10 protein-coding genes are annotated in these 14871 nt (G+C 46.2%); 3 read left to right on the forward strand and 7 right to left on the reverse strand.

The window, feature by feature from the left end; translation table 11 throughout:
* Window positions 1-43 precede the first annotated feature (43 nt).
* The 6 genes from F0361_RS07025 to F0361_RS07050 form a co-directional block, all read right to left on the reverse strand.
* Complete coding sequence (locus tag F0361_RS07025; RefSeq protein ID WP_154917799.1) at window positions 44-1600, reverse strand: arylsulfatase; 1557 nt, start codon at window positions 1598-1600, stop codon at window positions 44-46.
* A gap of 515 nt (window positions 1601-2115) precedes the next feature.
* Entirely contained in the window at window positions 2116-2322 is a 207-nt protein-coding gene (locus F0361_RS07030) for a YgaP family membrane protein (protein WP_154917800.1), read from the reverse strand.
* A gap of 18 nt (window positions 2323-2340) precedes the next feature.
* Complete coding sequence (locus tag F0361_RS07035) at window positions 2341-2646, reverse strand: hypothetical protein (protein ID WP_138256730.1); 306 nt, start codon at window positions 2644-2646, stop codon at window positions 2341-2343.
* 218 nt (window positions 2647-2864) lie between these two features.
* Complete coding sequence (locus F0361_RS07040; RefSeq protein ID WP_154917801.1) at window positions 2865-6113, reverse strand: efflux RND transporter permease subunit; 3249 nt, start codon at window positions 6111-6113, stop codon at window positions 2865-2867.
* Between the two features lie 123 nt (window positions 6114-6236).
* A complete protein-coding gene (locus F0361_RS07045; protein ID WP_154917802.1) occupies window positions 6237-7319 on the reverse strand; it encodes an efflux RND transporter periplasmic adaptor subunit in 1083 nt (360 codons plus the stop codon).
* A gap of 43 nt (window positions 7320-7362) precedes the next feature.
* Window positions 7363-8664, reverse strand: coding sequence for a TolC family protein (locus F0361_RS07050; RefSeq protein ID WP_154917803.1), 1302 nt, complete (start codon window positions 8662-8664; stop codon window positions 7363-7365).
* Window positions 8665-8853: 189 nt separating this feature from the next.
* Here F0361_RS07050 and F0361_RS07055 point away from each other — a divergent pair, with 189 nt between their 5' ends.
* The 3 genes from F0361_RS07055 to F0361_RS07065 all read left to right on the forward strand — a co-directional run bounded on the left by F0361_RS07055 (window position 8854) and on the right by F0361_RS07065 (window position 14029).
* Window positions 8854-9777: a formylglycine-generating enzyme family protein gene (locus F0361_RS07055; protein ID WP_154917804.1), complete on the forward strand. Its 924-nt coding sequence runs from the start codon at window positions 8854-8856 to the stop codon at window positions 9775-9777.
* Between the two features lie 20 nt (window positions 9778-9797).
* The gene (locus F0361_RS07060; protein ID WP_154917805.1) at window positions 9798-11111 is read left to right on the forward strand and encodes a Gfo/Idh/MocA family protein; all 1314 of its coding nucleotides are present in this window, start codon (window positions 9798-9800) and stop codon (window positions 11109-11111) included.
* A gap of 302 nt (window positions 11112-11413) precedes the next feature.
* Entirely contained in the window at window positions 11414-14029 is a 2616-nt protein-coding gene (locus F0361_RS07065; RefSeq protein ID WP_154917806.1) for a M14 family metallopeptidase, read from the forward strand.
* A 98-nt stretch (window positions 14030-14127) separates the two neighbouring features.
* On the opposite strand, the gene F0361_RS07070 is transcribed toward F0361_RS07065, so the two are convergent.
* Window positions 14128-14865, reverse strand: coding sequence for a sulfite exporter TauE/SafE family protein (locus F0361_RS07070; RefSeq protein ID WP_154917807.1), 738 nt, complete (start codon window positions 14863-14865; stop codon window positions 14128-14130).
* Window positions 14866-14871 lie beyond the last annotated feature (6 nt).

The raw sequence follows: 14871 nt of genomic DNA on the forward strand, positions 1-14871 counted from the left end.
TTTAGGGTAGATCATGGCTAAATAATGAACACATCCCTCAAGATCAAGAACCCAATAATCCCGATTCTATCAATGGAATCCGAAACCGTTCCGTTTCCGCATTGGTATGTTCCCTAGCAAAAATGGCAGCGGCCTTTTCCAAAATTTCGGGGTGCTGGGTGGCGACATTTTCGGTTTCGGCGGGGTCCGTTTGTAGATTATAAAGTTCCAAAGTGGGACTTTCTTCATCCTTTAAATGTTGACGGACCACTTTCCAATCGCCCATACGTATGGCGACCTGACCCCCGTATTCCGGGAATTCCCAAAAAAGGAATTCATGCACCTCCTGTCCTTCATGCTGTAACAACGTGGGTAAAAAACTGATACCATCCGTGTCCGAAGGTTTTTCATAGCCGATTAAATCGGACAGCGTAGCCATGACATCATACTGTACCGAAATATGGTCCGTCTTGGAACCTGCTTGAATATGGCCCGGCCAACTCGCAATCATGGGAACCCGGATACCGCCTTCATAAACAAACCCCTTGCCTTTACCACGTTCCTCCCCAAAAGGTCCGGAGCTATTGAAAAATTCCCCATCGGTTCCTCCGGTGAAGGTGACTCCATTATCGGAACTAAAAATAATCAGCGTATTCTCATAAAGACCTTCTTTCTTAAGGTGGGCGATTAGTTTGCCCACATTCTCGTCCAAGTATGAAATCATGGCGGCATAGCCTGCCCGTGGATTTTGGTGGGGAAAATACCCCTTGTCGCCCAAATAGGGTTCTTCCGGACCAAACTTTTTCTTGTAATAGTCCACCCAACGTTGCGGGGCCTGTATCGCATTGTGGGGTATGGGTGTGGCCCAATAGAAAAAGAACGGGTTTTTTTGTCGCTCGGAAATAAAACTGATCATTTGGTCGAACATCAAATCCGGAGCGTAGTCATTAAGGGTATAATCGGCATAACTTGCCGGGTCGTTAGGGTCCGTTCCTTCGGGAAATTTGGTGGAAGGGGGCACGGTATCGTTCTGCAGATGTACCCTATTTTCATTATGATAGAGGTGTAATGGATAGTAGGTGTGCGCCTGCCGTTGGCAATTATAGCCAAAGAAAAAGTCGAACCCCATTTTCGTGGGAATGGACTCCGTATGTGGGGCTCCCAAGCCCCATTTCCCTACCATGCCCGTGGCATAGCCTTGTTCCTTTAGTTTTTGGGGCAATAACACGGTATTGGAAGGTATGGGCCGCTGCCCTTCTAGCGTAGAATCTTTGGCCATAGCCCTATAGTCCCAAACATCGCCCCGTACGCCCCACTCATCATTGCCTCTTATATAGGCATGCCCGGAATGTTTTCCGGTCAATAACATGTACCGGGCCGGGGCACAGACCGGTGCACTGGTGTAGTGTTGGGTAAAAAGCATACCGCTTTTGGCGAGGGCATCTATGTTTGGGGTTTCTATTTTTTCCTGTCCATAGACGCCTAGTTCACCGTACCCTAGGTCATCGGCAAGAATGTAAATTATGTTTGGTTTTTGTGGTTTGGGAGCTTCGGTTGTTTGTTCCTCTTTACAGCCAAGTATCAAAAGGGAGCATAAAAGCAGGGAAAAGGTTGGTTTCATGGTGTTCGATTTTCTTCCTACAAGCTACTAAAAATTGGCGGATTTGTTTTGGATGGAGATTAATGCCTAACGACCCTCCCCGTTCCGCTCTCGCGGAACGCCCCTCCCTGACCAGGTAGGGGAGCTTTTATTAGTTGTAAAAAAAGGTAAGTGAAATGAATTGATGTTTAGGGGAAAACGGCTTGGGCGATGTGGACCAAGGACTGCTTGGATTTTAAGTATCCCACAATCAGCCTAGCTTTATTTGGATACTTTTTCGGCAATGGAAAAAGTATCGGAGACAGACCCCATTTTCTCTGCTAGGTATCCCTTTGGGCAATCTTTCCCACAACGGATACTTCGCTTTGCTCAATAAGATAAATCGGTGTCTGTTGTCATTCTTATGACGGGCATAGCGAGGAAGAAGAATCTATTTATTGCCCGACCCTCCCCGTTCCGCTATCTAGAAACACCCCTCCCAGAACCGGGTGGGGAGCTTTTTTTGTGTAGAAGAAGTTAGTTGGCAACTATTTAGTTTAGGCCTCACATCCTTTATCTGTATCCTTGACACCAATTTTTCTAAGGATATCTTCCATCAAGCACCATTTGGTAAAAGAGGATTGCAACAAGTTGGCTCCAACGAATACGGTGAACCATAACCAATTAATGTTAACATAGAGAGCCAATAGTACGCTAATGATGATAAAAGTACCGGCAATTGCACGAATATATCTGTTGATCATAGTTTTTGGATTTAGTTTTTAAATTGATTTTTCAATGGGGACCACAACAGCTTTAATTGGGTTATTGGTTTCCATCTTACTGTTGAATTCCTTAATGAGGCCGAAAAGCTGGTCGATATTTTCATCCTCCGTAAAGGAGAAGAAAAGGCTGGACTCCACACCGCCTTTTTCGCTGGGGAACCAACTGGCGGTTCGTACCATGGGCGCAACATTTTTATAGCCGTCAATATCGGAGCCGCTATAGCTATCGATATGTGCTTTTTTAAACATTTGAAGGATTTCGGTATCGAACTCCTCCACTACGGTGACGATCAATAGTTTCATCTGTTTATATTTAATATTAATAAAAGGTCAGATGCAATTCGCCAATAACCATCAAGGTTGGTATCAAGACTTGTTATGGCTCATTTCATACGGTTAAAATTCAAGTTCAAGTACAAATGTCAAATTCAATTGTTTATTTCAAATCCCGATTTCCAATTAAAAATAGCTACATGGTTTCACTCGTTTTGAAAGTTGAAGCACCATCCAATCCATGAAAATCAAATACTGTCAATCTCATCTTCCGTTGTTCCTCCTTCGGGGGTAAGGGGGCTTTCCGGATAATTCTTCTTTTCGATCATATAATACACCAAGGGCACTACCAGTAATGTCAATACGGTAGAGACAATGGTTCCCCCCATGAGGGAGATGGCCAGACCTTGGAAAATAGGGTCAAAAAGGATGACAAAGGCCCCGATTACCACGGTTCCTGCTGTCAATAGGATGGGCGTCGTACGAACGGCACCCGCTTCAATGGCCGCCTGTTTTAAGGACACTCCCTCAGCCAAACGCAGGTTGATAAAATCGATTAACAAGACCGAGTTCCGTACCATGATACCTGCCAAGGCAATCATCCCAATAAAAGAAGTCGCGGTAAAGAAGGCACCCATTAACCAATGCCCTAGGATAATCCCGATCAAGGATAAGGGTATCGCTACCATCATGACCACGGGCGCTTTAAAGTTCTGGAACCATCCCACGATCAAAATATAGATGAGAATAATGGCCCCCATAAAGGCAATGCCCAAATCGCGAAATACTTCCAAAGTAATCTGCCACTCTCCGTCCCATTTTACGGTATAATCATCTTCATATTCGGGCTGGCCCAAGTACATCTCGTTTATTGCGTAGCCTTGCGGTAGCCGTATTTCTTTCAACTTCTCGTCCATACCCAAAATGGCATAGGCGGGACTCTCCAATTTCCCGGCCATATCCGCCATTACATACACCACGCGTTTCTGGTTCTTTCGGTAGATACTCTTTGCGCTGGTGACGGGCTGTATATCGACCAGATCGCCAATGGGGACCATATTCCCTTGTTGGGACTTTACCTTCAACTGGGCAATGTCCGTTATGGTAGATTTCTCCTTTTCATCCAAGGCCAATACCAATCCCACCTGCTGAACGGCGTTCTCATCATATAGATTCGCAATAGGTCTATTGCTCAATGCCATATTCATGGTATAGGCTATCTGTTGTGGGGCCACCCCATACAACATGGCTTTTTCCCGATCTATGACAAACTGATACTCTGTTTGATCCGATTCTACCATCCAATCGATATCTACCACATCTTGAGTGTTTTTCAAGATATCCTGAACATTATCCGCAATTTGCATTTGGGTATCGTAGTCCGGACCGTATACTTCCGCCACGATGGTTGAAAGTACAGGGGGTCCTGGTGGTACCTCTACCACCTTTACATTGGCATTGTATTTTGAGGCGATGCGTTGTATTTCAGGTCGTAGCAATTTGGCAATATCATGGCTTTGGGCACTTCGTTCGCCCTTGTCGATGAGGTTTACCTGAATGTCTGCCATATTGCTACCGCCACGAAGATCGTAGTGCCGTACCAAACCGTTGAAGGTAATGGGAGCAGAGGTACCTACATAATTTTGATAGTTTACCACTTCTGGCCTGGTGGCCAGGTATTGGGAAATTTCCTGGGCTACGACTCCGGTACGTTCCAATGTGGTACCTTCTGGCATATCGATGACAACCTGAAATTCATTCTTGTTATCAAAAGGCAACATTTTAACCGCTACCGATTTTGTAAAGAACAGCAACATGGTCCCGATAAGCAAGAAGAAGGTGAAACCAAGGAACATCCAACGTTTCCCCTTGTTCTCTATCAACGGACGCTCAAACTTGTCATAGAACTTATAGATCAACGTGTCCTCCAACGGTTTTTCCTTTTTCTCCACGGTTTCCTTTTTCTCCTTTTCCCGCAAGAAAATATATCCCAAATATGGGGTGATGGTCAAGGCCACAAAGAGCGACAAGATCATGGCAATGGATGCACCAATGGGCATTGGGGCCATATAAGGGCCCATCAATCCAGACACAAATGCCATGGGCAATACGGATGCGATTACGGTGAACGTAGCCAAAATGGTAGGGTTGCCCACTTCGTTTATGGCATAGAGCGCGGCCTGTTTAAAAGGCAGCCGTTTCATCTTGAAGTGGCGGTGCATATTCTCCGCAATGATGATGGAGTCGTCCACCACGATACCTGTTACGAACACCAAGGCGAAAAGGGTGATTCGGTTCAAGGTATAATCCAGCATGTAATAGCTCAACAAGGTCAAGGCGAAGGTGATGGGCACCGAAAGGAATACCACCAAGCCACCGCGCCATCCCATTGCCAACATGACCACAAAGGTCACCGCAATGATGGATCCGATGAGGTGCAACAGGAGTTCAGACACCTTATGGGAGGCCGTCTCCCCGTAGTTTCGGGTGATTTCCACATGCACATCATCGGGAATAAGTGTGGTCCTTAAATAGTCTACCTTATCCACGATCACTTCCGCAATTTTCATGGCATCCGCTCCTTTCCTTTTGGCCACGGATAGGGTCACTGCAGGGTATTCAGATGGATATTCCGAAGCTTTTTCACTGGCCTGGCCAAATCCGAGGCTCACGTAATTTCGGGGGATTTCCGGACCATCGATAATTTCTGCCACCTGTTTGAGGTAGACCGGTCTATTTTGTTGTACCCCCACGACCAGGTTTTCGACATCGGTGGCGGATTCCAAAAACTTTCCGGCACTCACTAAAAATTCGGTATCGTTTCGGTCAAAACTCCCCGAATTCAGTTGGGCGTTGTTGCCCTTTATCATTTCGGAAACACTTAGGAAATCCAGTCCACTGGCGGCCAATTTGTCCTTGTCCAGAACCACGCGTAATTGTCGGTTTTGCCCCCCTATTTTATGGGTAACCGCCACATCGTTCACTTTTTTGATTTCCGCTTCCAGCTCCTGGGCCATTTGTCCCAGTTGGTAGCCGCTATAGTTTTCGCTCCAGAGGGTCAATCCCAACATGGGAACATCGTCTATGGCACGGGTCTTTACCAAGGGAAAGGTCACCCCCAGTGGCATCTGATCCATGTGCTTGTTGATCTCGTTGTATAGTTTTACGAAAGAGCGCTCAATATCTTCGCCCACGTAGAACTGCACGATGACCATGCCCTGTTCCTTCATGGACGTGGAATACACATATTCCACCCCCTTAATGTTACTGATGAGCTGCTCCAAGGGTTTTATGACCCTCGATTCCACTTCGGTTGGGCTTGCCCCAGGGTATCCCACAAAAATATCGGCCATGGGCACATCGATCTGTGGTTCTTCCTCCCGTGGGATCAAAAACGAGCTATAGACCCCAATGACCATGAATACGATCATCAGGAGCACCGTTAACTTACTACCTATGAACATTTTGGCAATCTTGCCAGCTAAACCTTCTTTCATGTGTTTTTTTATTAGTGGGGCGTTTTCACCTGCCAATGGGGCAGGCGGGCGGGCTTTCCGTTAATACTCCTCCCTGCCAAGGCAGGTGCGGGGTAACCACTGCAATCCCTAACGCGTTTCCTTTTATTGTATGGCCAATTTTGCTCCGTTGTACAGTTTTCCTTCGGAAGAAACAATATACTCCTCATCGTGCGCAAGGCCGGAGAGAACCTCTACCTTGTCACCCAAAGTCCTTCCCAATCGTAACCATCGCAACAAGGCGGTATTACCTTCACTTACGGTATACACCCCGGTAAGACTTCCTTGCGTCACCAAGGCATCCTTAGGTATCAAAATTGCGGCGCTGTTTGTTTTTTTGGTTACAGGGAACTGTACTGTGGCATACATTCCGGATAGTATCGGGATGTCTGTTTTTTCCAAAACCACCTTCACCATATACTGTCCTCCCGTGTTTTTAGAGGAGGAACTTACCTCGGTCACTTTACCCTTTACATTTTGCTCCAAGGACTTAATCAGGACGGTTACGTGGGTATCATTCTTTACTTCGGAAATCTCGGATTCCGGTACCATGGCCAATACCTGATAGGTGCCCGGGGCCTCTACTTCCAATAAGGGCATCCCAGGGTTTGCCATATCCCCGGTATTGATAAATTTATTGGTCACCACGCCGCTAAAGGGAGCGCGAATGTTGGCATAGCCCATTTGCGCATTGACCTCGTTCTTCATTTGTTTGGCCGACTCCAATCGGGCCTTGGCCATAGTATAATGCGCCGTAACGTCATCCAGTTCCTTTTGGGAAGCACTGTTCTCCTTAAAAAGGGCGGTAAACCGGTTATAATCCTTTTCGGCATTGGTATAAGCGGCGGTTGCCTCGGCAATACCGGCATTCACTTGGGCCAACTTGGCGGATACATCCGCATTGTTCACGCTCAACAAGAGCTGCCCGTTGGTCACTTTTTCACCAACCTGTACGTATATTTTATCCACATACCCCATCATACGCGTACTGATGTTCGCACTTCTGGCCGCTTCCACCTTGCCGCTTACGGTAAGGAACGGGTCATTGCTGTTTTGTGTAACGGTACTTGTGGTAACCGAAATGGCAGCACCTTTGGTTGCCACAGCTGTTTTTTGGTCGTTTCCACAACTGGCAAATATGGTGAGTGCCGCCAAAGCCATTACTGATATATAAAGATTATTTTTCATGTTTCTTATTGTATTTGGTCTTACGTTGAACCTGTATTAATTATTAAATTTTTGTCAAGAACTGCACGTACGCCAAGGCATAGTTGTGTTCAAAAATGGTCATATAGTACTCCAGTGTTTTTTGGGAATATTGGGTTTCGGCCATTAACAGGTCGGTCGTTTTTTCCAGGCCCTGCTCAAATCGGTTCGTACGGATCCGCAGGGATTCTTCGGACTGTTCCAAGGCCATTTTCGTAAGCCTTAGCTTATTCTGGGCGTTCTCCAAGTTTCGTTTTGCCCTGTTCAGTTCCAAAGCACTTTCAGATTTGTATTGCTCCAATTGCAGTTTGGCCTTGTTGTATTCGGCCTTGCTTTTTTGTGATTTCCCAAAACGTTTGCTTCCCTCAAAAAGGTTCCATTTAAGTTCTGCCCCAAACAAATATCCATCGGCATCGCCCTGAAAGACTTCATCGTCATGCATTTCGTAGGTACCAAAGGCATTCAACCTGGGGAGAAAGGACATTTGATCGGCCTTGTGCATTTGTTTATAGGCCTCGGTAGCGGAATCTAGGGCCAAAATATCCTTTCGGTTTTCAGAAAGCGATACTGCATCGATGTCCGAATAAGAAACGGAGAGGGAGTCCGTCGGTTTCAGAACCGAAGTTCCGCCCTCGTTCATGAGAACCGACAAATAGTTGCTGGCATTCAGGATATTGCTCTGGGCATAGTGCAGTTGGTTGTCAATTTCCGTGACCCGTACTTGTACGGCCAATACGTCCGACTTTTGCAAATATCCCTGGGCAAAGCTGTTTTCCGCAATGCGCTGGTTTTCCAAAGCCGTTTCCTTCGCTTTTTCCAACACTTCTACCGTTTTATAGGCAAGCTGTAATTGCATATAGGCTTTTTCAACTTCAAGGGCCATGTAATCGCCGGTGCGTTCCGATTGTAATTCGGTTGCCGTCCACTTCGCCTTGGCAGCCTTTCGTTGAAACATACCGTCCAAGTTGATCAAGGGCTGTTGTACTTCTACCCTGGTGGCATAGTCCTCTATTTGCCTGGGGTCGTTCAATAAGGTTGGGTCGAAGTCCGCCGCCGTAAGGATCTGCTGGTTCAATTTGGAACCAAAGGCCATCAGGGGATTTGTAGTGGCGATTCCCGTATGGGAAACGCTTATGTTGGGCAATAAAACGGCATTCGTCTGCAGGTAATCCCCTTTGGCGGCAAGGGCATCTTGCGCCGCAATTTTAAGGGTATTATTGCCCTCCCTCACTTTTGTCAAAACTTCTTCCTTCGTAATGGGCATGGTATTTTGACCTATCCCAAAATAGCAGGAGAAAAGAATAATATATCCTAGTAGGTATTTCATTGTTGTAATATATTTTGGACAAAATTAGATTGGGGAAATAAGCTGTGCAGTAACATTTGTTACCGAACCCCTATGGCAGGAAAATGGATGTTGATTGTTCGTTTTATAAATGGGACATTTCTTTGGTAATCAAGAATTAGTATGATTTCATATATTTACTAGGCACCAACGTCATATGGAATTTCAAATATGAAAATCACTACCCTTATAATCACCATGATGCTGCTGGTATACGTACATCAGGAACCAAAAGCCTATACGCAGAAGCTGCCTGGAAGCGATTTGGAAATTGAAATGGTTGCGATTCCCTCCGGTTCGTTCCAAATGGGTAGTACCGATCCGGAAGACAAAAATGCGTATCCACAAAGGAGGATTTCTGTAGATGGTTTTTGGATGTCCTCCAAGGAGGTTACCTGGGAGCTTTACCGCGAGTTCTTAAAACGGGAATTGGATGGCGCTGCCATGAAGAACGAAACTATTGAAATCGATGCCGTTACCGGAGCAACCATCCCCTATGTGGATATGGGGTTGGGCATGGGTTCCGAAGGTTCCTTGCCAGTGGCAAATGTAACCGTGCTAGGCGCATCACAGTTCTGTAAATGGCTTACCGCTTTGACCGGGGTATATTACCGATTGCCTACAGAGGCCGAATGGGAATATGCTGCAAGGGCCGGAAGTGCTGGACCCTATTTTTTTGAGGATGACGGAAATCTAGAGGAGTACGCATGGTTCGATGAAAATAGTGGAGAGAGCTATCACGAAGTAGGACAAAAGAAACCCAACCCATGGGGCCTCTATGACATGTATGGCAATGTGGCCGAGTGGACCTTGGACCAATATGTTGAGGATGCCTATACGAAGGACCAGGTATTTCATCCTATTACAAAACCGTATCCTACTGTGGTTCGAGGAGGGTCATTTAAGGATACGGCCGAAGAAGTAGGTTCAACGGTCCGTATGGGGTCTGATTTGGTATGGAAGGTACGCGACCCCCAGTTTCCCCAAAGCAAATGGTGGAATACGGATGCCGCCTTTGTCGGGTTTAGAATTGTCCGACCCATGCGTACTCCTGAAATAAAGGAAGACAACACTTTTTGGATAACAATAGATTAACAACACATAAAATTAAACTGATGAAAAATACACGAAGGGATTTTGTAAAGAAGGGCACCATGGCCTCGGCCGGATTGGTATTGACACCTTCACTGGAAGCACGAGGAATGTTCAACATCTTTAACGAAAAGAAACTAAAAGTAGCCTTGGTAGGTTGTGGCGGTAGGGGTTCCGGTGCCGCAAACCAGGCCCTACAGGCCGATGAAAACATCGAGTTGGTGGCCATGGCCGATGCTTTTGAGGACAGGTTGACCGAAAGTTACAACAACCTGTATGAGAAGTATAAGGATACTGGAAAGTTCAGTGTAAAGGAAAAAAATAAATTTGTAGGATTTGATAGCTATAAAAAGGCCATTGATCTTGTTGATGTCGTCATTTTGGCAACACCGCCGGGATTTAGGCCCGCCCACTTCGCCTATGCCGTAGAAAATGGAAAGCATGTATTTATGGAAAAACCGGTGGCCACTGATGTTCCGGGCATTCAAAAGGTACTAAAGTATGCCCGGGAAGCAAAGGACAAAAACCTAAAAGTGGTTGTAGGGCTGCAGCGCAGGTATCAGGAAAACTATTTGGCCGCGTTGGAGGAAATCAAAAAAGGTGCCGTTGGTAAGTTGGTGGGGGGACAAGTGTATTGGAACAGTGCCGGGGTATGGGTACGGCCAAGAAAACCGGAATATACGGAGCTGGAATATCAAATGAGGAACTGGTACTATTTTAATTGGCTCTGTGGGGACCATATTTTGGAGCAGCACATTCACAATATCGATGTGGCCAACTGGTTTTTGGATGAATTTCCCGTTTCAGCGCAGGGTATGGGAGGAAGACAGGTACGCACTGGCAAGGACCATGGGGAAATCTTTGACCATCACTTCGTAGAGTTTACCTATCCCAGTGGTGCCGTTATTTCCAGTCAGTGCAGGCATCAGCCAGGTACGTACAATAGGGTAGCGGAACAATTTCAGGGAACCAAAGGATTTGTTAGTACCAATGATGCCGCTGCGGCCTTCTTATATGATCTGAAAGGGAACGAAATAGGGAAGTTTGAAAATTCATCCGGGCATAACCCGTACCAGGAAGAGCACAACCGCTTGTTAAAGGCGATTCGCGAAAATACAGAACTTAATAATGCGGAATACGGTGCCAAAAGTACCTTAACGGCCATTATGGGCCGTATGGCCACCTACAGCGGGGAGGTTATCAAGTGGGAGGATGCCATGCAATCCACGCTCCAACTTGTGCCGGATGATATGACCTGGGATACCCCACCGCCGGTACTACCAAAAGCGGATGGATTCTACGAAATCCCGACACCGGGCAAGACGAAGGTTTTGTAATCATTTAAAAAGCTTTTTGCAATGAGGCTGTCCAAAAAGTCACAATTCCATTAATATGTCACATCGAGCGCAGTCGAGATGCGTTAAAAACCAGAAAGTTATAATTCTCGACTCCGCTCGAATTGACAGTAGAAATGACTTTTTAGTCAGCCTCTTTTCTTTATATATAAATCGATAAAAACCGCAATGATATATTGCCAATTTGGAAAAAGTCGGAAGAACAAGGGCAAACCAAGCGTTTCGGTTTTAATACTTCCAGAGGAATGCTTAAATTCCTGACTCAAATCAAACTAATTCAAAAAATGAGTTCAAAATCAACAGGATACAAGGTCATGATTATGACCGCAGTAGTGTTACTGTCATGTCTTTTCCAGACCATGGCACAGAATGTTCCCTCCCCCAAGGATGTTTACGGTTTTAGGGTGGGTGACGATTATAAACTGGCGGACTATGCCCAGATAGAGGATTATCTGGGGAAATTGGCGGCTGCCTCCAATAGGGTGAAAATGCAGGAGATCGGTACCACCGTCCTGGGCAGAAAAATGTACATCCTATTTATTTCGAGCGAAGAAAACCTGTCCCAATTGGATAAATGGAAGGATATCAGTTCGAAACTGGCCCGGGTAAAAGTTTCTGACCAAGAAGCGATGCAGTTATCCGAAGAAGGTAAAGCTATTGTATGGGTTGATGGAGGCATGCACTCCACGGAGTTGGCCCATGGACAAATGACTTCTGAACTTGCCTATACCCTTGCCACTTCCGAAACCACGGAAATGAAAAAGATCAGGGAGAACGTCATCACCATTTTAATGCCCGTAATGAATCCGGATGGGCTGGACATTGTTGTGGATTGGTACAAGAAGAATTTGGGAACACCCTATGAAACTTCGCGACCCCCTATTTTATACCACTATTACATGGGACACGACAATAACAGGGATTGGTTCATGAACACCATGCCGGAAACCTATAACGTGACCAAAATTTTATACAATGAATGGTACCCACAGATTGTGTACAATCACCACCAATCCTCTCCCTCATGGACAAAGATTTCCATACCTCCCTATGCAGATCCGGTTAACCCAAAAATACACCCAGCGGTTACCGCCGCGGTGAGCGAGGTCGGCTCCGCCATGTCCAAGCGCTTTTCCTTGGAAAACATGCCCGGAGCCATTGCGGATAACTTCTATACCATGTTCTGGAACGGCGGTGGAAGAACCGTACCCTACTACCACAATATGATTGGTATCCTGACCGAAACGGGTCACACCACCCCCACCCCACGTTTCTATGATCCTGAAAAACTGCCCAAAACCGTAGCAGGAACAACTCCGACCGATGGAACTGATATCATGTATCCCGATCCATGGAAAGGTGGGGAATCCCATTTTAGGGATGCCGTAGATTATATGTTAACGGCTACCTGGGCGACTTTGGACCTTGCTGCCGATAGAAAAAGCAATTACCTATACAACATCTACAAAATGGGCGCTTCGGCTATTGAAAAGGCCAAAACCGAAGGACCATTTGCCTATGTCATCGGGACCGACCAATGGGACCATTTTGAAGCGGTCAACTTGGTGAACGTGCTCCTTAAAGGCGGTATCGAAATTGAAAAGGCGACCAAGAGTTTTACCGTTGGCGATAAGAAATACGAGAAGGGATCCTATGTCATTTATGGCGGACAGGCCTTTAGGCCTTATTTATTGGACCTGATGGAAAAACAGAACTATCCTACCCGTTTCCAATACCCAGGGGGTCCGCCGGATACTCCCTACGATTTGGCCGGTTGGACCCTTCCCATGCAGATGGGCGTGACCGTGGATAAAATAAAGGATTCTTTTGACGCCAGCACCGAGAAGGTCACGGATGCGGCAACTTACAAGGAGGGCGATGTGGATGGCAAGGGTTCTTTTGGTTTTGCCCTGAGTGCCAATACAAATGCGTCAGTTTTGGTCACCAACAAAATTTTAAAAGCCGGCGGAACGGCCTATAGGACAAAGGAAGAAATGAAGATTGGTAAAGCGACCTTGCCCGCAGGTTCCTATATCGTTACTGGGGGCAGTGCATCCGTTGCCGAATTGGCGGGTCAGTACGGTTTGGAAGTTATCGGAATTGCTGATAAACCGGAAATCGGGCTGACAAAGATCCACTTGCCCAAAGTGGGACTTTACAAATCATGGGTGTCCAATATGGATGAGGGCTGGACCCGCTTTGTCATGGATGAATATGAATTCGCAATGGATACCTTGCACGATAAGGATATCCAAACGGTCGACCTATCTCAATACGACGCGCTGATCATTCCTTCGCAAAGACCCGGTTCTATTTTACACGGCCATTCCAATTTGGAAATGCCCGAAAATTTTACGGGAGGTATCGGTTTGGAAGGTACGGTCGCCCTTAGTAAATACGTAAAGAACGGAGGCACCTTGTTGGCTTTTGACGAAGCCAGTAACTATGTCATCGAACAATTTGGGCTACCGCTTAAGGATGCCACAGAAGGTGCGGACAGTAAGGATTTCTTCATTCCTGGTTCGTTGATTAAAACGGGAATCGACACCAAACACCCATTGGCATTTGGCATGCAGGATACCGTTGCGGTTTCCTTCAATAGGAGTCGGGCATTCACAATCGACAAACAAAGTAAGAAAGGCGAAGGAGGAGAGGAGAAAATTGCCGATGCCCCTGCGCCGGACGTTGAGGTAATCGCTAATTATGCCGCAAAAAACTTGTTGATGAGTGGCTGGGCAATGGGCGAGGAAAAATACATCGCTAAAAAACCCGCCATGGTCAAAGTGGCCTATGGCGAGGGCGACGTTATCCTGTTTGCGTTCAGGCCCCAATTCAGGGCACAGCCCAGGGGCACTTATAAACTGATTTTCAATGCGCTGTACGAGGGAGCATCGGAATAGTTAAAACAAACGAGAACGGTAAAGGCCTGTCAATGTAATGATAGGCTTTTTTTATATCAGGGCACTAAATTTTGTACTTGAAATTTGGTGTTTTGTAGTTATCCCACCATAATCAAAAGGGCACCCAAAGCGGTAAGCACCAAGATCATTTTCCGAAAGAATTCCTCGTTTATCAATTTAATGATGCGGATGCCCACAAAGAAACCCAAGAAAATTCCTGGTAGCAGCTTTACGTTGAGCATCAAGGATTCCCAAGTGATGGTCTTCCAGACAAAGAAATGAAATGGCAACTTTAATACATTGACGATCAAAAACAGCCAAGCTGCCGTGCCTATGAAATGATTTTTGGGCAAACGCATGGCCAAAAAATAAATATTGGAAAAGGCACCTGCCAAATTTCCAACCATCGTAGTGATACCCGCCAAGGTACCAATGGCACCCGAAAACGTCCAATGCGTGGGAACGGTCTTCACCTTTTTTCGATCCCACCAATACATCATAAATACGGTAATGATGATGATTACGGCCATCCCGATCCTAAAAAGACTTTCCGGCAGGTCTTTCCCAATGAATACGCCTATAATCAACCCGAATACCATCCAAGGAAGTACCTTGAATACGTAGCTCCATTGCGTATGCCTGTTGTAATAAATGACCGCGAAAATATCGGCCAAAATCAGTAAGGGAACCACCATACCGGTCGATTCCTTGGCACCAAAGGCCAAGGCCATAAAGGTGACATTAATGACCGCAATACCCTTAATTCCGGCTTTGGACATCCCAATTACAAAGGCAGCCAGCGTGGCCAAAATCCAGGACGTTAAAGAAATTTCCATGGTACG

Source organism: Maribacter flavus (assembly GCF_008386635.1).
GTDB classification, from domain to species: domain Bacteria; phylum Bacteroidota; class Bacteroidia; order Flavobacteriales; family Flavobacteriaceae; genus Maribacter; species Maribacter flavus.